24 protein-coding genes are annotated in these 19,473 nt (G+C 67.7%); 17 read left to right on the top strand and 7 right to left on the bottom strand.

Annotation, left to right across the window (positions count from 1 at the left end):
• Positions 1-39 precede the first annotated feature (39 nt).
• Entirely contained in the window at positions 40-672 is a 633-nt protein-coding gene (locus IG04_RS0134190; protein ID WP_144065640.1) for an O-methyltransferase, read from the bottom strand.
• A gap of 219 nt (positions 673-891) precedes the next feature.
• Between IG04_RS0134190 and sigE the strand changes: the two genes are divergently transcribed.
• From sigE to IG04_RS0134215, 5 genes are all read left to right on the top strand, one after another.
• Complete coding sequence (gene sigE / locus IG04_RS0134195) at positions 892-1,473, top strand: RNA polymerase sigma factor SigE (protein ID WP_169746025.1); 582 nt, start codon at positions 892-894, stop codon at positions 1,471-1,473.
• Complete coding sequence (locus IG04_RS0134200; RefSeq protein ID WP_051771260.1) at positions 1,470-2,003, top strand: anti-sigma factor; 534 nt, start codon at positions 1,470-1,472, stop codon at positions 2,001-2,003. Before sigE ends, IG04_RS0134200 begins: the two co-directional genes overlap by 4 nt.
• A 65-nt stretch (positions 2,004-2,068) precedes the next feature.
• Positions 2,069-3,589 (top strand): trypsin-like peptidase domain-containing protein, encoded by a 1,521-nt coding sequence (locus IG04_RS0134205; RefSeq protein ID WP_030480877.1) that lies wholly within the window; start codon positions 2,069-2,071, stop codon positions 3,587-3,589.
• A 17-nt stretch (positions 3,590-3,606) separates the two neighbouring features.
• Positions 3,607-3,984: a Sec-independent protein translocase protein TatB gene (gene tatB / locus IG04_RS0134210; RefSeq protein ID WP_030480878.1), complete on the top strand. Its 378-nt coding sequence runs from the start codon at positions 3,607-3,609 to the stop codon at positions 3,982-3,984.
• 4 nt (positions 3,985-3,988) lie between these two features.
• Positions 3,989-4,435: a hypothetical protein gene (locus tag IG04_RS0134215; protein ID WP_030480879.1), complete on the top strand. Its 447-nt coding sequence runs from the start codon at positions 3,989-3,991 to the stop codon at positions 4,433-4,435.
• Here IG04_RS0134215 and IG04_RS0134220 read toward each other — a convergent pair.
• Positions 4,432-5,577 (bottom strand): Mrp/NBP35 family ATP-binding protein, encoded by a 1,146-nt coding sequence (locus tag IG04_RS0134220; RefSeq protein ID WP_030480880.1) that lies wholly within the window; start codon positions 5,575-5,577, stop codon positions 4,432-4,434. The genes IG04_RS0134215 and IG04_RS0134220 overlap by 4 nt on opposite strands.
• Positions 5,578-5,680: 103 nt before the next feature.
• Here IG04_RS0134220 and IG04_RS0134225 point away from each other — a divergent pair, with 103 nt between their 5' ends.
• Positions 5,681-6,148, top strand: coding sequence for a MarR family winged helix-turn-helix transcriptional regulator (locus tag IG04_RS0134225; RefSeq protein WP_030480881.1), 468 nt, complete (start codon positions 5,681-5,683; stop codon positions 6,146-6,148).
• A 4-nt stretch (positions 6,149-6,152) separates the two neighbouring features.
• Positions 6,153-6,545 (top strand): NUDIX hydrolase, encoded by a 393-nt coding sequence (locus IG04_RS0134230; RefSeq protein ID WP_036016509.1) that lies wholly within the window; start codon positions 6,153-6,155, stop codon positions 6,543-6,545.
• 13 nt (positions 6,546-6,558) lie between these two features.
• Here IG04_RS0134230 and IG04_RS0134235 read toward each other — a convergent pair whose 3' ends face one another.
• Genes IG04_RS0134235 through IG04_RS0134250 form a run of 4 tightly spaced genes read right to left on the bottom strand, consistent with a single transcriptional unit; the run spans position 6,559 to position 9,473 of the window.
• Positions 6,559-7,044, bottom strand: a complete 486-nt coding sequence (locus IG04_RS0134235; protein WP_030480883.1) for a DUF1003 domain-containing protein — start codon at positions 7,042-7,044, stop codon at positions 6,559-6,561.
• The gene (locus tag IG04_RS0134240; protein ID WP_030480884.1) at positions 7,037-8,290 is read right to left on the bottom strand and encodes a magnesium transporter MgtE N-terminal domain-containing protein; all 1,254 of its coding nucleotides are present in this window, start codon (positions 8,288-8,290) and stop codon (positions 7,037-7,039) included. The genes IG04_RS0134235 and IG04_RS0134240 overlap by 8 nt, the downstream gene beginning before the upstream one ends.
• Positions 8,291-8,304: 14 nt before the next feature.
• Entirely contained in the window at positions 8,305-9,138 is an 834-nt protein-coding gene (locus tag IG04_RS0134245) for an aminoglycoside phosphotransferase family protein (RefSeq protein ID WP_030480885.1), read from the bottom strand.
• Positions 9,135-9,473, bottom strand: coding sequence for a hypothetical protein (locus IG04_RS0134250; RefSeq protein ID WP_245816655.1), 339 nt, complete (start codon positions 9,471-9,473; stop codon positions 9,135-9,137). Before IG04_RS0134250 ends, IG04_RS0134245 begins: the two co-directional genes overlap by 4 nt.
• A 110-nt stretch (positions 9,474-9,583) precedes the next feature.
• Between IG04_RS0134250 and IG04_RS0134255 the strand changes: the two genes are divergently transcribed.
• The gene (locus IG04_RS0134255; RefSeq protein ID WP_030480887.1) at positions 9,584-10,543 is read left to right on the top strand and encodes an HpcH/HpaI aldolase/citrate lyase family protein; all 960 of its coding nucleotides are present in this window, start codon (positions 9,584-9,586) and stop codon (positions 10,541-10,543) included.
• A gap of 146 nt (positions 10,544-10,689) precedes the next feature.
• A complete protein-coding gene (locus IG04_RS0134260; protein ID WP_157513054.1) occupies positions 10,690-10,866 on the top strand; it encodes a hypothetical protein in 177 nt (58 codons plus the stop codon).
• An 11-nt stretch (positions 10,867-10,877) separates the two neighbouring features.
• Here the strand turns inward: IG04_RS0134260 and IG04_RS0134265 are convergent, their stop codons facing one another.
• Positions 10,878-11,246: a DUF4190 domain-containing protein gene (locus IG04_RS0134265; RefSeq protein ID WP_030480889.1), complete on the bottom strand. Its 369-nt coding sequence runs from the start codon at positions 11,244-11,246 to the stop codon at positions 10,878-10,880.
• A gap of 202 nt (positions 11,247-11,448) precedes the next feature.
• On the opposite strand from IG04_RS0134265, the gene IG04_RS0134270 reads away from it, so the two are divergent.
• The 8 genes from IG04_RS0134270 to IG04_RS0134305 all read left to right on the top strand — a co-directional run bounded on the left by IG04_RS0134270 (position 11,449) and on the right by IG04_RS0134305 (position 19,270).
• The gene (locus tag IG04_RS0134270) at positions 11,449-12,645 is read left to right on the top strand and encodes an acyl-CoA dehydrogenase family protein (protein WP_030480890.1); all 1,197 of its coding nucleotides are present in this window, start codon (positions 11,449-11,451) and stop codon (positions 12,643-12,645) included.
• Positions 12,646-12,735: 90 nt separating this feature from the next.
• The gene (locus IG04_RS0134275; RefSeq protein ID WP_144065639.1) at positions 12,736-13,557 is read left to right on the top strand and encodes a DUF3396 domain-containing protein; all 822 of its coding nucleotides are present in this window, start codon (positions 12,736-12,738) and stop codon (positions 13,555-13,557) included.
• Between the two features lie 43 nt (positions 13,558-13,600).
• Positions 13,601-14,200 carry a hypothetical protein gene (locus IG04_RS0134280; protein ID WP_144065638.1) on the top strand — a complete coding sequence of 200 codons (600 nt, stop codon included), beginning with the start codon at positions 13,601-13,603 and terminating at the stop codon, positions 14,198-14,200.
• Positions 14,201-14,297: 97 nt separating this feature from the next.
• Positions 14,298-14,858: a YflT domain-containing protein gene (locus IG04_RS0134285; RefSeq protein WP_036016511.1), complete on the top strand. Its 561-nt coding sequence runs from the start codon at positions 14,298-14,300 to the stop codon at positions 14,856-14,858.
• A 167-nt stretch (positions 14,859-15,025) separates the two neighbouring features.
• Entirely contained in the window at positions 15,026-16,279 is a 1,254-nt protein-coding gene (locus IG04_RS0134290) for an ABC transporter substrate-binding protein (RefSeq protein WP_030480894.1), read from the top strand.
• A 23-nt stretch (positions 16,280-16,302) separates the two neighbouring features.
• Positions 16,303-17,232 (top strand): carbohydrate ABC transporter permease, encoded by a 930-nt coding sequence (locus IG04_RS0134295; protein ID WP_030480895.1) that lies wholly within the window; start codon positions 16,303-16,305, stop codon positions 17,230-17,232.
• Positions 17,232-18,077 (top strand): carbohydrate ABC transporter permease, encoded by an 846-nt coding sequence (locus tag IG04_RS0134300; protein WP_030480896.1) that lies wholly within the window; start codon positions 17,232-17,234, stop codon positions 18,075-18,077. Before IG04_RS0134295 ends, IG04_RS0134300 begins: the two co-directional genes overlap by 1 nt.
• Positions 18,078-18,085: 8 nt before the next feature.
• Positions 18,086-19,270, top strand: coding sequence for an ABC transporter ATP-binding protein (locus IG04_RS0134305; protein ID WP_030480897.1), 1,185 nt, complete (start codon positions 18,086-18,088; stop codon positions 19,268-19,270).
• Positions 19,271-19,473: the final 203 nt, after the last annotated feature.

Here is a 19,473-nt window from a genome sequence, read left to right on the forward strand (position 1 = left end):
CGTGCGGCAGGAGAGTACGAAAGCTCCCCGCGTGCGCTTCTAAGGGCGGCGGGCTGCTACCAGCAGGCCGTCGCCCAGCGGGAGGATGACCGGCACGAGCCGCTCGTCCTCCTTCACCAGGCGTGCGATGTCTCGCATTGCTTGGGTCGACTCGTCCCGCTTCGTGTGGTCCACGACTGCGCCGTGCCAGAGGACGTTGTCGAACGCGATCACGCCGCCTGGGCGCAGCATGCGCACGCCGTGTTGCAGGTACTGCGGGTACTCGGGCTTGTAGGCGTCCACGAAGACGAGGTCGTACGCCGCGTCGGTCAGGCGGGGGAGGACGTCCAGGGCCTTGCCCATGATCAGGCGGGTTCTGGACGGGGAGATGCCTGCTGACGCGTAGGCCTCGCGGGCTGCTCGTTGGTGTTCTGAGGCCACGTCTATCGAGGTCAGGATGCCGGATTGGGGCATGCCCGCCAGGAGGTAGAGGCCGCTGGTGCCCGCTCCGGTGCCGATTTCTACTACCGCGCGGGCCTGGAGTGCGGTCGCGAGGAACCGCAGGGCGGCGCCTCCGCCCGCGCCGATGGGCACGCAGCCCAGTTCCTGGCCGCGTGCTCGTGCTGCCAGGTGCACGTCGTCCTCGGGGAGGTACTGCTCGACGTACTCCCGCAGGGCCGATTCCGTGGTCACGATCTAGCAGGTTAGTGCCATGTGTGCCCAAAACGGGTGAACGTGGCCCGAACCGAAATTCTCAGGGTGCTCTCAGCCCACTCTCACGATCGTTTAAAGGGAGCAGGAGAAGGTACAGAGGCAAGAAGCCAGGCTCTAGTCGGGAACAAGCCGGACCCGTCGCCCGTTGAGCCGCATAAGGGTCGCCGGGCGGCCCACATGGAGGTGCCGAAACACCTGATGCGCACGCAGTCGAGTTCGCCGGAGGCCGTCGCGCCCATCGAGACGGCCGACTGGACGCCGCCCTCGTGGGACGCAATCGTCCGTGAGCACGCGGACAGGGTCTACCGGCTCGCGTACCGCCTGACCGGCAACCAGCACGACGCCGAGGATCTGACGCAGGAGACGTTCATCCGCGTCTTCCGCTCCCTCGCGTCGTACAAGCCGGGCACCTTCGAGGGGTGGCTGCACCGCATCACCACCAACCTCTTCCTCGACATGGCTCGCCGACGTAGTCGCGTGCGCATGGAGGCGCTGCCCGAGGACAACGACCGCCTCGAGGGTGACGACCTGTCCCCTGAGGAAATCTACGACGAGAACCACCTCGACCCCGACCTGCAGGCCGCGCTGGACGAGCTTCCGCCGGAGTTCCGTGCCGCGGTCGTGCTCTGTGACGTGGAGGGCCTCTCCTACGAGGAGATCGGCGCCACACTCGGGGTGAAGATGGGTACGGTGAGGAGCAGGATCCACCGGGGCCGTCAGGCTCTGCGGGTCGCGCTCGAACGCCGTCGTCAAGAATCGTTGCTGGAGGACTCTGCATGACCGACCTCCGAGGTTGGGGCCTGCCTGAGCAGCATCTCTTGCCGGATGCCGTGGTCGCGTTCGTGGACGGGGAACTGTCCTCGACCGCGCATGAGCGCGCGTCCGCGCATGTTCAGCGTTGTGGCTTCTGCGCATTCGAGACCTTCACGCAGCAGCAGGCGCGCGCAGCCGTGCGCACCGCTTCGGCGCCCACGGCGTCGGCGTCGCTGCTGGACAGGCTCGGTGCGATCCCTCAGGAGGTCGAACTGCCGTCCGCTCCGGACGGGCTCGCGATCACCGAGGACGGTCAGTTCGTCGCTGTGCAGCGCACGGACAGGCCCGCGTTCGGTACGGGGCCCGTGCTGGGTTCGTCCAGACCGCTGGGCAGCAACGGCTGGTTCAGCGGCCGTCGTGCCCGCCAGGGTGCCGGGGTCGTCGTCAGCGGCATGTTGCTGAGCGCGCTCGCGTTCACCACGCCGGAGAGCGACACGCCCGTTCCCGCGGTTCCGGTGCCGCAGAACGCCGGCGCGGTCTTCGCGACCACCCCCTGACAGTCATTTCACTGTTCGTCAGGCACGCTGTAGTTCAGCACTCCTAGCGGAAAACTCGGGGAGAGATGAGCCAGCAGTCGCCCAACGGCCAGACGTCCACACCCGTTTCCGGAGTGGACGACGGAGCGCATCGCAGGCTCCGGCCACGGCCCCTGGTGCAGCCGCCGGTCGACCCCGCGTACGCCACCGCTTTCGGCCGCCCGGACGGTGTTCCCGGGGCGTTCGCCTCGCGCGACGTGCCCGTGTCCCAGCTCCAGTCCGCGCCACCACCTCCCGAGTCCCTCGTGACGGCGTTCGGCCGTCAGGGCTCGCAGGAACTCCTGCAGCGGCCGCCGCAGCCCACGTCCGATCCGGATCCGGACATCGATCCGGTGTTCTGGGGCGACAAGCCCGCCGGTGACCCGTGGCGTGACCCGGCCTCCGGTGCCGTGATCGGCCCGCCCGCCGTCGGTGAGGAACCGCCGGGCGAACCCGAGCGCAAGCCGGGGCCCGGCCCGCAGTTGAGCGTTCCCGAACTCCTCTTCGGCCGCCGCGTGAAGCCGACGGCCCTGGCGATGCTCTTGACGGTCGCGCTCGTCCTCGGTGCCGTCGGTGGCCTCGTCGGCTGGCTGATCGGCCGGGCGGGCAACCCCCTGACCGACTCGACGGTCACGCTGGCCGAGGTGTCGCCGGGCAAGGAACGCCCGGCCGGCTCGATCTCGGACATCGCCAAGCGCGTGACGCCCAGCGTCGTCTCGATCGAGTTCAAGGGCGCGAACGTCGCGGGCGTCGGCTCCGGCGTCGTCATCGACGCCGGCGGCTACATCCTGACCAACGACCACGTCGTCGCCCCGGCCGCCCAGGACTCCTCGGCCAAGCTCAGCGCGGTCTTCACCGACGGCACCCGCGCCCAGGCCCGCGTGGTCGGCCGCGACCCGAAGACCGACCTCGCCGTCATCAAGGTCGAGGTCACCAACCCCACCGTCCTGCAGTTCGGCAACTCCGACGAACTCCAGGTGGGCGACGGCGTCATCGCCATCGGCTCGCCGCTGCAGCTGTCCAACACCGTCACCGAGGGCATCGTCTCCGCGCTGCACCGCCCGGTCACGGCGGCGGGCGAGAACGGCGGCCCCCAGGTCACCTACGACGCGATCCAGACCGACGCCGCCATCAACCCGGGCAACTCGGGCGGCGCGCTGGTCGACTCCCGCGGCGCTCTGATCGGCATCAACTCGTCGATCCGCACCGAGACCGGCGGCTCCGTCGGCCTCGGCTTCGCGATCTCCGGCAACCAGGCGCGCAAGATCAGCCAGGAGCTGATCCGCAGCGGCCAGGTCAAGCACGCGGACATGAACATCAACGTGAAGTCCGTGTCCGCCGAGACCTCCGAAGGCGCCCAGGTACAGAACGTCCCCGCAGGAGGTGCCGCGGCAGCCGCCGGCATCCAGGAGGGCGACGTCATCACCAAGGTCGGCAACCGCATGGTCCGCAACGCGGCCGAACTGGTCGTAGCGGTCCGCGAGCACGAAATCGGCGAAACCGTGCAGGTAGTCCTGGCACGCCAGGGCCGTGAGCTCAAACTAGACGTGACACTCAAGTCCGACTGACAAGTAGGCTGGGACCCGTGTTCGACAGCATCGGATGGCTAGAGATCCTCATCATCGTCATCGCGGGTCTCTTCATCCTGGGCCCAGAACGCCTGCCATCGGCCGCGGCCTGGCTGGGCAAGACGGTGAGGCAGGTCCGCGAGTACGCGACCGGCGCGCGAGAACAGCTCAAACAGGAGATGGGCCCGGAGTTCGAGTCACTCCGCAAGCCCCTCGAAGACCTGCGCGAACTACGCAACTTCGACCCGAAGCGCGCGGTCACGAAGCACTTCTTCGAGGACCCCGAGCCCACCACGAAGTCGAACGGCTACCCGACGCCGTCGACCCCGCCCGCAGCCGAACAGCGCCCCCTCGCACCGGGCGAGCGCCCGCCGTACGACCCGGACGCCACCTGATCGCATGGCTCCGTGCCTCGACGTCTACATCCGGCTGCCGCGCGTGGACCGCGGTCTGGTGGAGGACTTCCTCGAGGCTCACGTGCAGGGCTGGCGGGAGTCGGCCGCGTGGCTTTCGGACGCCGCCGCCGAGATCCTCGAAGCCGGGCTTTCCGGCGTCCCGTCCGGCGAGACCCTGTACGCCCCGTCCCGCAGGCTTCGCCGTTCGGACGAACTGGACTTCGTGATGGTCGCGTTCCCACGGGACGAGGGAGTCGTCGTGGGTGTGTCCGTCGACCTGGAACCCGGCGAGGACGCCGCCATGACATCGGCCGAGGAGTGGCTGGCCCGCCTGCTGGAGCAGTTCGGTGCCACGCAGGGCTTCGTGCAGGCCGAAGAGCCGCCGCCACTGACCGAGGCCGAGTGGCACGCTGAGATGACGCGTGCCCTGGCCTCGCGTTCCCTGGGCTAGCGGCCGGCGGGCGAAACGTTCAACAACCGCCCAGCCAGCCCACGCGACCGCACCGAGAGCTTCGTCGCCACCTCAGCCAGCACCTGAGCGGCTGCCGAGTCCGGCACCGCCTGCACGATCGGCGTCCCGGAGTCACCGTTCTCCCGCAACCGCGGGTCCAACGGCACCTGCCCGAGCAACGGCACGTCGGTGCCGATGGCCTTGGACAGCGACTCGGCGACGGCCGCGCCGCCACCGGTCCCGAAGATCTCCATGCGCGAACCGTCGGGCATCTCCAGCCACGACATGTTCTCGATGACCCCGGCCAGCCGCTGCCGCGTCTGCAGCGCGATCGACCCGGCGCGCTCGGCCACCTCGGCGGCGGCCTGCTGTGGCGTGGTCACGACCAGGAGCTCGGCGTTCGGCACGAGCTGCGCCACGGAGATCGCGATGTCACCGGTGCCGGGCGGAAGGTCGATCAGCAGCACGTCCAGGTCGCCCCAGAAGACGTCCGCCAGGAACTGCTGCAACGCGCGGTGCAGCATCGGGCCGCGCCACACGACCGGGGTGTTGCCCGGCGTGAACATGCCGATCGAGATGACCTTCACGCCGTGCGACTGCGGCGGCATGATCATCTTCTCGACCTGGGTGGGGCGGCCTTCCACGCCGAGCATGCGCGGGATCGAGTGGCCGTAGATGTCCGCGTCGACGATGCCGACCGACAAGCCGCGCGCGGCCATCGACACGGCGAGGTTCACGGTCACGGATGACTTGCCGACACCGCCCTTGCCGGACGCGACGCAGTACACGCGCGTCAGCGAGCCCGGCTGGGCGAACGGGATGACCGGCTCCTCGGCGCCGCCGCGCAGCGTCTTGCGGAGCTCGGTGCGCTGGGCGTCGCTCATCACGTCCAGGTCGACGCGCACGGACGAGACACCGTCCAGTGCCGTGACGGCCGCGGTGACGTCCTTGGTGATCTTGTCGCGCATCGGGCAACCCGCGACCGTCAGGAAGATGCCGACCACGACGACGCCGTCCGCGCCGACCTCGACGTCCTTGACCATGCCGATCTCGGTGATCGGGCGGCGGATCTCGGGGTCCTGCACACCGGCGAGCGCCTTGCGGACGTCCTCGGTGGTGGGGAGGGGCTGTGTGGTGGTCACCGATCCATGCTACGTCCGGTTCGTGCCCGTCCTACCGGCCGGTCACTTTCCAGCACAGGGCCAGGTCGTAGTGGAGAGGGCGCTGTCCGTAACATCGACGCCCGTGCCGGAATCGGGTAGTTCCCGGTTGCCCACCCGTGTCGAGCTAGGGGTGTGGCGATCGTTCCTCCGCGCGCATGCACGGATCACGAGGGTCCTCGAGGCCGAACTGATTGCTGAGCAGCGCCTATCGCTCGCGGCGTACGACGTGCTGGTTCAACTGGCCGAGACGCCTTCCATGCGCATGCGCATGACTGAACTGGCCGATGCCGTCCTGCTGTCCCGGTCTGGCGTGACCCGACTGGTGGACCGTTTGGAACGTGCTGGGCTCGTCGGGCGTGAACGCGCCGACGGTGACGGACGCGGCATCGTGGCCGTGCTCACACCGCTGGGCGCCGAACGCCTCCGCAGCGCCTCCACCACCCACCTCGCCGGCGTCGCCGAGCACTTCGGGGAGAGCTTCGGCCCCGGTGAGCTCGATGCGTTCGGCCGCACGTGCGACCGCCTCGCCGCGGACGACGTGTTCCCGTGATCGCATGATCACGGTGGTGGGACTCGTGCACGTCGAGGCTGGTCGCCTCCTCGTTGTGCGCTCACGCAACAAGAAGGCCTTCTACCTTCCCGGCGGCAAGATCGAGCCTGGTGAGACCCCGCGGGACGCCCTGCGGCGTGAGGTCGCAGAGGAGCTCGGGATCGAGGTCTCGCAGCCCGAGGTCCTCAAGCGCTACGTCTCCCCGGCCTACGGTGAAGGCGAAGGCGCGATGGTCGACATGACCTGTTTCACGGCCTCGTTGCTGGGCACGCCGCGGCCGACGAGCGAGATCGCCGAACTCACCTACGTGACCCGCGACGAGTACCGCGAGCACGCCGAGACCGCTCCGGCGATCCACGAGGTCCTGGCTGACCTGGCCGCGAGTGGACAGATCTAGCGGGTGACCTGGGTCACGGCCGGACCTTCTTCAGGTAGTTCTGCTCCTTCACCAGCTTCTCCAGCTCACCCCGGATGAAGTCGCGCGTCGCCACCTCACCGAGCGCCAGCCGCACCGCGGCCAGTTCGCGCGCCAGGTACTCGGTGTCCGCCTTCGTCTGCGCGGCCCGCGTCCGGTCCTCCTCCAGCGACACCCGGTCCCGGTCGTCCTGCCGGTTCTGCGCGAGCAGGATCAGCGGCGCGGCGTAGGCGGCCTGCGTAGAGAACGCCAGGTTCAGCAGGATGAACGGGTACGGGTCCCACCGCAGGGACACGGCGACGAGGTTGAGCGTGATCCACGCGATCACGAGGAGCGTCTGCCAGAACAGGAACTTGCCGGTGCCGAGGAAGCGCGCGAGCCGTTCGGAGAGCTGGCCGAAGGTGTCCGGGTCGATCGAGAACCGGAAGCCGCGCGGCCCGCGCGGCTGGTCGAGTCTGCGCCGGGGCAGCAGTTCAGGCATGGCTCAGTCCCGTCTCGCGCCAGTTGTCCGGCAGCAGGTGGTCCAGCACGTCGTCCACGGTGACGGCGCCGAGCAGGTGCTCGGCCTCGTCCAGGACCGGGGCGCACACCAGGTTGTAGGTCGCGAAGTAGCGCGTCACGTCGCTCAGCGAGGCGTTCGGCGACAGGTACGTCAGGTCCGTGTCGAGCACGCCGGCGACGAGGTCGAACGGTGGTTCGCGCAGCAACCGCTGAATGTGCACGCAACCCAGGTAGCGGCCGGTCGGCGTCGCGGAGGGGGAGCGGCAGACGAAGACCATCGACGCCAGCGCGGGCGTCAGGTCGGGATTTCGCACTCGTGCCAACGCTTCCGCGATCGTCGCGTCCGGCGTGAGGATGATCGGCTCCGGTGTCATCAGACCACCGGCCGTGTCGAACGAGTACTTCAGGAGGCGCCGGACCGGTTCGGACTCCTCGGGTTCCATCAGTTCCAGCAGGCGGTCCTTGGTGCCCTCGGCCAGTTCGCTCAGCAGGTCCGCCGCGTCGTCCGGGTTCATCGCCTCCAGGATGTCCGCGGCGCGTTCCTCGTCCAGGTGCGACAGGATGCCCTTCTGGTCCTCTTCGGACAGTTCCTCGACGACGTCCGCGAGCCGTTCGTCGTCGAGCGCGTCCGCGACCTCGTGGCGGCGCTTGGGTGGCAGTTCGTGCAGCGCGTGAGCCACGTCGGCCGCGCGCATGCCCTCGAAGACCGCGACGAGTTGCTGCGCGCCCTGCGGCTGGCCCGCGATCTCGTTCACGCTCAGGCCGGTGACGTCCTCCCACCGCCAGACCTGCACGGGACCCTTGAGGCTGAACCGGCCGGTGCGCTCCCGGCCGGCGACGCGGACCATGCGCCAGTCGCGGGTGCGGGTCAGCTCCATCGCGGCGTCCACGACGACCGCCGTGGCACCGTCGTCGACCGTGATCCTGGCGTCGAGCAACTCCCCGATCACCAGCACCTCGTTGACGCGCTGGTGGAACGGCCGCAGGTTCACCGACCCGGTCGCGAGCGTCACGGCGTTCGGCTCGATCGAGGTGACGCGCAGCATCGGCACGAAGATCCGCCGGCGCGTCACGAGCTCGACGACCATGCCGAGCACGCGCGGCGGCTGCCGGTCGATGCGGAGGCTGATCACGACGTCACGGGCCTTGCCGACGGGTTCGCCGTCGGGGCCGAAGACGGGAAGTCCGGCCAGCTGAGCGATGTAGATCCTGTTTACAGCCACCACGACACCAGGCTAGATCAGGTCCGGGCCGCCCACCGCGCGATGTCGGCGCAGATCACGGCCATGTCCGCCATGTCCTCTTCCAGACACCAGATCCAGTTGGTGACGGCCCGGTGCAGCGTCCAGTCGCGTGCCTTCGCCACGTCCAGCTCACCCGCGTCGCACACCGCCAGGAACCGGTCGGTGAGGCCCCTGGGCCCGTCGAGCTCGTCGAACCTGTTCCACAGCAACGGAATCACGCAGTACTCGGGATCACCCGACAACGGCTTCGGGTCGATCACCAGCCACGGCTCGCGGTCGCCGCGCAGCACGTTCTCGTAGTGCAGGTCCTCGTTGACGAGCGTCGTGCCCATCGGCCTGGTGCCGGCCTCGCGAGCCGCGCCGAGCAGGTCGCGCGGGATCGCCGGGTGATCCTCCAACTCGCTGGAGAACCGGCGGATCTCGCCCGGTGCCTGGATTCCACGATGGCGGCGAAGCAGGCCGCCGATCACGCCGATGGCCAGGTCGACCGGTTCGTCGTCGAGCGAGTGCCGGTCCAGGCGTTCCAGCAGCAACGCGCCGAGTTCGGCGTCGTGGTCGAGCAGCCGCACCGCGCCGTTGCCGTCGTAGAGCTTGAGCGCCAGCGGTTCGTGCTGGGTCTCGTCGTCCGTCCAGCTCAGTTTCAGCACCGCAGGATGCCCATCGGCCTGACGCACCGGCAGCACGACCGCACAGAACCCGTTCATCAGCGCGCCGTCCGGGGTGAGCCGCCAGCGCGCGCACGCCTTGGTGGCGAGCTTCGGCAGGTTCGCGATCCATTCCGGAGCGCCGTCGCCGAGACCCTCGCCGAAACCTTCCGGCACGGTGATCATGAGCTGAACTCCAGCCGGTACACGGCGTCCCACGACGGCTTGGTGTTGAGCCTGGCTGTCTTCAGCGCCTGCGCGGTCTCGTCGTCGGGCTCGGTCAGGTGCGCGACGGCCTGGGCGTCGATGAGGTGCGAGTGCGTGCTGGGGGAGCGGACGGTGACGGTGACCTGCGCTCCGTCAGTCAGTCCCGGCACCGTCGGTTCGGTACCGCCGGAGATGACCCACAGCGAGTCGGCACGCCAGTGGGAGTGCACGAGACGCGGTTCGTGACCGGGCGAGGTGATCCAGACAGCCGCCGCCTTCCGCAGCGCGGCGTCAAGTACTCGAGTGATCTCCACCGGTTCAGCCTGCCAGGCTTTGTGAAACGGGACTCAGCGAATATGCGCCCGGAGATGATGCGTGCCACTGTGGCGCTCATAGTTACCGGCCGGTACAAGGAGGTACTCCAGTGGTCGACCAGCAGCGTCCCCGTCGCTCGTGTCTGGCGGTCCCCGGCTCGAGCCAGAAGATGATCGACAAGGCGCGCACGCTGCCGGCGGACCAGGTGTTCCTGGACCTGGAAGACGCCTGCGCGCCGCTGGCCAAGCCCGATGCCCGCAAGACCATCGTCGCGTCGCTCAACGAGGGTGGCTGGGGCGACAAGGCCCGCGTCGTCCGCGTCAACGACTGGACGACGGAGTGGACCTACCGCGACGTCACCGAGGTCGTCGAGGGCGCCGGCGCGAACCTCGACTGCATCATGTTGCCGAAGGTCCAGACGCCGGAGCAGGTCGTGGCGCTCGACTTCCTGATCACCCAGATCGAGAAGACCATGGGCTACGAGGTCGGCAAGATCGGCATCGAGGCGCAGATCGAGAACGCCCTAGGCCTGAACAACGTCAACGCGATCGCCACCGCGTCCCCGCGCGTCGAGACGATCATCTTCGGCCCGGCGGACTTCATGGCGTCGATCAACATGAAGTCGCTGGTCGTCGGCGAGCAGCCGCCCGGCTACGACGTCGGTGATGCCTACCACTACATCCTGATGCGGATCCTGATGGCCGCGCGGGCCCACGACAAGCAGGCCATCGACGGCCCGTACCTGCAGATTCGCGACGTCGACGGGTACAAGCGCGTCGCCGGTCGGTCCGCGGCGCTGGGCTTCGACGGCAAGTGGGTGCTGCACCCCGGCCAGATCGACGCGGCCAACGAGGTCTTCAGCCCGAAGCAGGACGACTACGACCACGCCGAGAACATCCTCGACGCGTACGAGTTCTACACGTCCGAGGCGGGTGGCAGGCGGGGCGCGGTGATGCTCGGCGACGAGATGATCGACGAGGCGTCGCGCAAGATGGCGCTGGTGATCTCCGGCAAGGGCCGTGCCGCGGGCATGTCCCGCGCGAACGTGTGGACGCCGCCGGAGGCCTGATTCCGTTACGGATTGTGCGCTACTTCACCCTGAATGTCACTGGACGTGTTCGACCGTCACAGGTTGCGTTCGAAACGGGTGAAGTGGCGCACAATCCGTCACCGGAGTTTGCGATCTCGCCCCTGGGTCGGGGCATGCTCTTGGGCATGTCACGTTCGAGTAACGGCAAGGCGAGCAGACGGTTGCGGCTCTTCAAACGTCGCGAGGACGACCTGCTCGAGCGCAGCTTCCGCAGCTGCCCGGGATGCGCTGCCGACGTCCACGTGTTCGCCGACGTCTGCCGCCACTGCGGTGGCGCCCTGGAGATCGCCCTCGCGGGCTGAGTTCGACCGGTTCAGCGATAGGTCCCGTTGACCGCCGCGAAGAACATGAAGACGTAGAACGCGATGAGCAGCAGGTAGCCGACGATGACGACGTAGCCGACGATGATGCCGGCGAGCGCCATCCCGTGGCCTTCCTCCTCGCCACGCTTGATCTTCCCCATCGCGACGTGCCCGAAGATGACGCCGACGATCGACGTCACGCCACAGGTCGCGAACCCCACGAGCGACAGCACCAGTGCCAGGATCGCGTTCGTCTGCGACTTGGGCACGGGCGGCGGGTAGCCGTAGCCGTACATGGGCTGCTGGCCGGGCTGGCCGTAGGGCGGTTGCTGGCCGTACGGATCGCCTGACTGCTTCGGGTTGTACGGGTCGTAGGTCATCGCGAGTCCCCCTAGATGTTTGAGCGGGGATCTTAGGGTCCGGCCGCCGGGTTCGTCGCGTGCGGGTGCGCGAATACACCTGTCAGCGATGCTGTTTCGGTACAGCGGGCGCTCGGGTTGTTGCGGAGAGCACACCCCGGTCGCAAACGGGCGTTAACCGGTCCATACTCGCCGGTAACCAAAGCCTTGGAAGGGAAGTGCGATGGCGCGCCTCGCCCAGACCGCGGGTCTCACGGACATCCAGGAAGAAATCCTCGCGACCGTCCGCACATTCGTGGACAAGGAGATCATCCCGCACGCCCAGACGCTGGAGCACGGCGACACGTACCCCGCCGACATCGTCGAGGGCATGAAGGAGATGGGCCTCTTCGGCCTGACGATCCCCGAGGAGTACGGCGGCCTGGGCGAGTCCCTGCTGACCTACGCGCTGGTGGTCGAGCAGATCGCGCGCGGCTGGATGAGCGTCTCCGGTGTCATCAACACCCACTTCATCGTGGCGCACATGCTCAAGCAGCACGGGACGCCCGAGCAGAAGCAGAAGTACCTGCCGCGCATGGCCGCGGGCGAGGTGCGCGGGTCGTTCTCCATGTCCGAGCCCGAACTCGGCTCCGACGTCGCCGCGATCCGCACCCGCGCGGTGAAGGGCGAGTCGGGTTACACCATCAACGGCCAGAAGATGTGGCTGACGAACGGCGGCACGTCGAACCTCACCGCCGTGCTGGTGAAGACCGATGAGGGCGCCGAGAAGCCACACCAGAACCTCACGGCGTTCCTGGTCGAGAAGCCCGAGGGCTACGGCGAGGTCCTGCCGGGCCTCACGATCCCCGGCAAGATCGACAAGATGGGCTACAAGGGCGTCGACACCACCGAGATGGTGTTCGACGGCTTCGAGATCGCCGCGGACCAGGTGCTGGGCGGTGTCACGGGCCAGGGCTTCAGGCACATGATGGACGGCGTCGAGGTCGGCCGCGTGAACGTCGCCGCCCGTGCGTGCGGCATCTCGATCCGCGCCTTCGAACTCGCCATCGAGTACGCCCAGCAGCGCAGGACGTTCGGCAAGGCCATCGTGGAGCACCAGGCCATCGCGTTCAAGCTCGCCGAGATGGCCACCAAGGTCGAGGCCGCGCACCTGATGATGGTCAACGCCGCGCGCCTCAAGGACTCGGGTCAGCGCAACGACGTCGAGGCCGGCATGGCGAAGCTCATCGCCTCCGAGTACTGCGCCGAGGTGACGCAGGAGTCGTTCCGCATCCACGGCGGCTACGGCTATTCCAAGGAATACGAAATCGAGCGCCTGATGCGCGAGGCCCCGTTCCTGCTGATCGGCGAGGGCACCTCGGAGATCCAGAAGACGATCATTTCGCGCGGCCTGCTCCGCGACTACCAGTCGCGCGGCTGAACGCGCGTTGACGTTCGCCCGTTAGGGGCCGATCTTTCACGAGACTGGCCCCTAACGGTTTTTGGCTGCGGGCCATAAGGTTCGCTCACTTTGAGCACAGATCTGACACTTCCCGGACCTGTGTCGCCGCCACACGTGGTCCGTCTGGAGCTGGACACGTTCTCCGGCGTCGACCGTCCCGCGCTGGCCAGGTGGTTCGGCGCCCTGTTCACCGACCTGCTCGCACCTCTGTGCCCGGCATCGGTCGAGGAGCTCGTGTCGGTGGCGCGCGACTACCACCCCTCCGATACAACGCCCTGGGGGCCGCCGGGATACGCCCGGCTGCTGCTCTCTTCGGGTGACTTCACCCTTCCGTCGTGGTCCGCCGCCCTGGCCGACCTGCCGTCGTTCCTGCGCGTGCAACTGGTCCAGCTCGACTCCCAGGGCGTGCCCCTGGTCGATCACGGCTGGAGCGCGGAAATCCTGCTGAAGGACGACCCCGCGTTCCCGCACCAGGTCGTTGTCACGGCCTCGCGGTCGCTGTTCGGCGGCTGGATTTCCCATGCGGTGCAACAGGATTGGCTGTCCGTCTTCCGGTCGGGCGCCTCGTTGGCGCGGGCCAGCGGCGGCTGGATCACGCTGGACCGCGTCGGCGTGCGGACCGCGCACGAGGTCGCCGCCGGCGTCGGCCTGGACGAATCCCTTTTCATGGCAGCGGAAATGACGCGCGGCCCGCACTGGGCGACGTTGCTGGGTCCGCGTCAGGTCGCCGCTTTGGGTGGTGTGCAGGAGGTCTGCGCGACGGCGCCGTGTTTTTCCGTCGAGCACCTCGGCGGCGGCCGCATACTTCTGCAGCTGACGGAACACCTCGACGAGGTGCCGCCGGACGTGGTGCGGAAGCTGGCCGAGTTCCTCGGACCGGTGCTGCACTGAACTCGACCGGCGAGATCCGCGCTCGTTTGGGACCCTGTGATCCGTGAGGCCTTCACCGAAAACCGATGCGCTCGTCGCCGTGGACACCGCGCTGCGCCCGGCGGGCTTCGTGCGGCGCGGCCACGTCTGGCTCCAGGAACGCGGTGACGGCGTCTCGGGCTGGCTCGGCTTCGGCATCGCGGGCGCGCTCGACCTGACGCCGCTGGTCGGCGTCTGTTTCCGCCACTACGACGCGGTCTGCCGCACCCTTGGTGTCGGAATCCCGACCACGCCCGTGGTGTCCACGCCGCTCGGCAACCTGATGCCCGACAAGCCCGTCTGGAAGTGGACCTTCACGCCCGGCGGCGACCCCGCTCCCGTGGCGGCGTCGCTGGTGGCCGCGTTCCTCAAGCACGGCAAGCCGTACATCGACAAGTACGCCAAGTGGGACACTCTGGCCCGCGAACTCGTCGCGAAGCCGGAGTCGTTGCTCGACTTCGAACGGGCGCGCAAGCTCGCGGTCATCCACGTGCTCGGCGGGAACGCCGGTGCGGCCCGTGAGGCGCTGAAGAAGGAGACGGAACGGGTGGAGGACAGCCGGGACGTGTACGCGCGGTCGCACCGCGCGCTCGTGCACCGGTTCGAAATCGCGTTTCCCGGCTGACAGTCCGCGACGACGACCAAGTCGTCACGCCACCCGAAGGCTGAAACCGGCAAAACACCCGTAGGCGTATCGGCACGCCGCAGCGGGCACTGGCAGGATGGGACGATCAGCGCGTCCGACAGAGGTGGTTCCAGTGACGAGTCCGTTCGCCAACCCGAACCGGCCCGGCGTCCCTCCCCGCCTGCCCACTCCGCCGACGGGGTGGCCGATCGGTTCGTACGCCACGTACGAGGAGGCGCAACGCGCGGTAGACCACCTGGCCGCGGAGGACTTCCCGGTCCAGGAAGTCATGATCGTCGGCGTGGACCTGATGCTGGTCGAGCGGATCACCGGCAAGCTCACCTGGAGCCGGGTGCTGATGACCGGCGCGGCGAGTGGTGCCTGGTTCGGTCTCTTCGTCGGCCTGCTGCTGACCCTCTTCAGCCCCGAGCCGGGCGTCACGGTCGGCCCGGTGCTCACCGGTCTGATCACCGGTGTCTTCTTCGGTCTGGTGTTCGCGGCGGTCGGGTACGGGTCGGCGCGCGGTAAGCGGGACTTCCAGTCCGCGAGTCAGCTGGTCGCGAACCGGTATGACGTGCTCTGCCACCCGAAGTCCGCCGAGAAGGGCCGTGACCTGCTCGCGAGGCTCGCGATGCGTCCCGTGAACCCGAGTTCTTAAGCTTCACATAAGACCATTGGTTCTGAATCGTTGCTTCCCTTGGTTGCGGCTCGTGATCACCAGGCCTAGGTTCATTTGACCGGTCCGCCCGGTGCGGCCGGTGGCACGACGAGGTGCCGGGCGCTGCGGTCTGGCTCCTCCGTGTAGTCGGGAAGGAGGCAGGGCCGATGGGTGCGACGAGGCGCTATCGACTCGCCGCCGGAGTGGGAGCCGCGGTACTCGCGGCAGGAACCCTCACGGCTTGCGGGTCTGGCGACCAAGGCATCACCGTCAACGTTTACAAGTATCCCCAGGAGAACTTCCAGGCCATCGTCGACAGCTGCAACGCGAAGGCCGGCGGGCGATACAACATCGTCTACAACAAGCTGCCGCGGGAGGCGGACGGTCAGCGCGAGCAGATGGTGCGCAGACTTGCAGCAGAGGACGACAGCATGGACGTCCTCGGGCTCGACGTCACGTGGACCGCGGAACTCGCGAAGGCGGGCTGGATCAGGGAATTCACCGGTTCGGTCAAGTCGCAGGTGGAGAACGGCACGCTGAAGACGCCGCTCGAGACGGCGACGTACGAGGGCAAGCTGTACGGCGCCCCGGACAACACCAACGTCCAGCTCCTCTGGTACCGCTCCGACCTCGTGCCCACGCCGCCGAAGACGTGGGACGAGATGATCTCCATGGCCGAGGCGCTGGTGGCGGAAGGGAAGCCCGGCCAGATCGTGGGACAGGGCAAGCAGTACGAGGGGCTCGTCGTGCTGTTCAACACTTTGGTCAAATCCAACGGCGGCACCATCCTCGACGAGAACGGCACCAAGGCCATCGTCGACGACAAGGCCGTGGAAGCGTTGGAGGCGTTGAAGAAGCTCGCCACGTCGTCGGCGATCGACCCGTCGTTCTCCAACGCCGCGGAGGACAACGCGCGCCTCGCCATGGAGAACGGCAACGCGGCGTTCCAGCTCAACTGGCCGTACGTCTACGCGGCGGCGCAGAAGAAGCCGGAGTTCGCCAAGAACTTCAAGTGGGCGCCGTACCCCACGGTGAGCGGTGACCAGGCCAAGGTCACCGTCGGCGGGATCAACTACGCCGTCAGCAACTACACCGCGCATACGGACGAGTCGTTCGACGCGGTGTTGTGCTTGCGTGGCGCGGAAAGCCAGAAGCTCGCCGCGCTCAAGGACGGTGTGCCGCCGACCATCGAGGCCGTCTACGACGAGCCCGAGATGGCCGAGGCGTACCCGATGCGCGACGACATCCTGGAGACGCTCAGGAACGCGAGTGTGCGGCCGCGTACGCCCGCCTACCAGAACGTCTCGACGGTCATCTCCACGATCCTGTCGCCGCCCGCGAGCATCGACCCGCAGGCGACGGCGGACAGGCTGCGCCAGGAACTGCAGGACGCTCTCGACTCCAAGGGGGTGCTGCCGTGAGTCATGCGGCCACAGAAGACGCTGTGCAGGCAGAGACGGCAGAACCCGTTGCGCCCAAGAAGAAGGCGGCGCTGAGCGAGGGCAAGAGAGCCGAACGCAAACTCGGCTGGCTGCTCTGCGCGCCCGCCGCGCTCACCATGATCGCGGTGACCGGCTGGCCGATCCTCTACTCGGTGCTGCTGTCGATGCAGAGGTTCGACCTGAAGTTCCCGGACCGCACCGAGTGGATCTGGTTCGACAACTACATCACCGTGCTCAGCAGTCCGTACTGGTGGAACGCGGTGTGGGTGACGGTGTTGCTCACCGTCGTCACGGTCGCGGTCGAACTGGTGCTGGGCATGTCGCTCGCGCTGATCATGCACCGGGCGCTCGTCGGTCGCGGCATCGTCCGCACGACGACGCTGATCCCGTACGGCATCGTCACGGTCGTGGCCGCGTTCTCCTGGCGCTTCGCCTGGACGCCCGGCACCGGCTACCTCGCCGAGGCGCTCGGCGGCGATCCCGTGCTCACCGAGAAGATCCCGGCGCTGATGGTCGTCGGTCTCGCGGAGATCTGGAAGACCACGCCGTTCATGGCCCTGCTGCTGATGGCGGGCCTGGCGCTGGTGCCGGACGACCTGCTCAAGGCCGCCGCGATGGACGGCGCGAGCGGGTGGCAGCGGTTCATCAGAATCACCGTGCCGATCATGAAGCCGGCGATCCTGGTGGCGTTGCTGTTCCGCACGCTCGACGCGTTCCGGATCTTCGACAACCTCTTCGTGCTCACCGCTGGTTCGCAGGGCACGTCGTCGGTGTCGATGCTGACCTACAACAACCTCATCAAGGGCTTGAACCTCGGTATCGGATCCACGATGTCCGTGCTGATCTTCATCATGGTCGCGATCATCGCGTTCGTGTTCATCAAGCTCTTCGGCACCGCTGCCCCCGGCAGTGACGACGGAGGGAAGCGCTGATGGCGGGTATCGGAGGAGCGGAGACCCCGGCCAAGAAGTGGGGCTGGGGTGTGCTCAACACGGTGGTCGTGATCTACGCGCTGGTTCCGGTGCTGTGGATCGTGTCGCTGTCGTTCAAGTCGTCGAAGACGTTGGCGGACGGCAACTTCATCCCTCGCGAGTGGAGTCTGGAGAACTACCAGAACATCTTCTCGACGTCCGAGTTCACGCGGGCACTGATCAACTCCATCGGTATCGCGGTCATCGCGACCGCGATCGCCGTGGTGTTCGGCACGATGGCCGCCTACGCCATCGCGCGGCTCGACTTCCCCGGCAAGAACCTGCTGGTGGGCGTCTCGCTGCTGATCGCGATGTTCCCGCAGGTCTCGCTGGTGTCGCCGTTGTTCGAGATCGAGCGCTCCCTTGGCTTGTTCGACACGTGGCCCGGCCTGATCCTGCCGTACATCACGTTCGCGCTGCCGCTCGCGATCTACACCCTGTCGGCGTTCTTCCGCGAGATCCCCTGGGAGCTCGAGAAGGCGGCGAAGATGGACGGTGCGACGCCGGGGCAGGCGTTCCGTCGCGTCATCGCGCCGCTGGCCGCGCCGGGTGTGTTCACGACGGCGATCCTGGTGTTCATCTTCTGCTGGAACGACTTCCTGTTCGCGATCTCGCTCACCTCGACCGAGCAGTCGCGGACCGTGCCGGTGGCGCTGTCGTTCTTCACCGGTAGTTCCCAGTTCGAGGACCCGGCCGGGTCGATCGCGGCGGCGGCCGTGGTCATCACGATCCCGATCATCCTCTTCGTGTTGTTCTTCCAGCGCCGGATCGTCGCCGGCCTGACCTCCGGCGCCGTCAAGGGGTGAGTTGACCAATGGCAGAGATCGTTCTGGACAAGGTGACCAAGCGGTATCCCGACGGCGCTTTGGCCGTGCAGGAGGTCAACCTGGAGATCGCCGACGGCGAGTTCATCATCCTGGTCGGGCCGTCCGGCTGCGGGAAGTCCACCACCCTCAACATGATCGCGGGGCTGGAGGACATCACCGACGGCGAGCTGCGCATCGGCGGGCAGCGCGTCAACGAGAAGGCGCCCAAGGACCGCGACATCGCGATGGTGTTCCAGTCCTACGCGCTTTACCCGCACATGACGGTGAAGGAGAACATGGCCTTCCCGTTGAGGCTGGCCAAGGTCGACAACGCGACGGTCGAGCGGAAGGTCAACGACGCAGCGGAGATCCTGGATCTGACGCAGCACCTCGACCGCAAACCGTCCAACCTGTCCGGTGGTCAGCGGCAGCGCGTGGCGATGGGTCGCGCGATCGTGCGCAGCCCCAAGGCGTTCCTCATGGACGAACCGCTGTCCAACCTGGACGCCAAGCTGCGCGTGCAGATGCGCACCTCGGTGTCGCGCCTGCAGAAGCAGCTCGGCACGACCACGGTGTACGTGACGCACGACCAGACCGAGGCGATGACCCTCGGCGACCGGGTCGTCGTCATGCGCGGCGGTGTCGTACAGCAGATCGGCGCACCGCAGTTCCTCTACGAGCAGCCGGCGAACCTGTTCGTCGCGGGCTTCATCGGCTCCCCGTCGATGAACTTCGTGCCGGCGTCGCTGGAGAACGGCTCGCTGCGGTCGGTGCTCGGCGACGTGACGCTGACGGACCGGGTGCGGCAGCTGATCGAGAGTGCCGACGCGCCCCGCGAAGTGATCATGGGCATCCGCCCCGAGCACTTCGAGGACGCGGCACTGGTCGACGCGGAGGCACTGTCGTCGGGCGGCAAGTTCACCTCGCAGGTGGACGTGCTGGAGTCGATGGGCTCGGACAAGTACGCCTACTTCAACCTCACGGGCGAGCAGGCGGCCTCGGCGGAGCTCCAGGAACTCGCGGCGGACGCGGGAGCGGACGACGTGCCGGGTGACGGCATCTCGCTCGTGACGCGACTGTCCTCCGCGTCCGGTGCGGTGGAGGGCGCCTCGGCGGACATCTGGTTCGACGCGGACAAGGTGCAGCTCTTCGACCCGTCCAGTGGCAGGAACCTGACTTACACGGAACGGTGAATTCTCGTTTTGCGGGCCGCCTTCCCCTCTCGGGAAGGCGGCCCGTTTTTGTCACTCGATCGAGTGAGGGCGAAAGCCCTCGTGCAGCCGGGACTGATTAGTCCCACCCTATCTGCCCTGCCGAACTCGGTTCGCCATTGGGCGCTCGGCAGCGACATCTCATCGAAACGTGGTCTTCGCTTCTTCGGACAGTCCGCACGCTT

Origin of the sequence: Lentzea albidocapillata (genome assembly GCF_000719115.1) — a bacterium.
Classification (GTDB): Bacteria; Actinomycetota; Actinomycetes; order Mycobacteriales; family Pseudonocardiaceae; genus Lentzea; species Lentzea albidocapillata.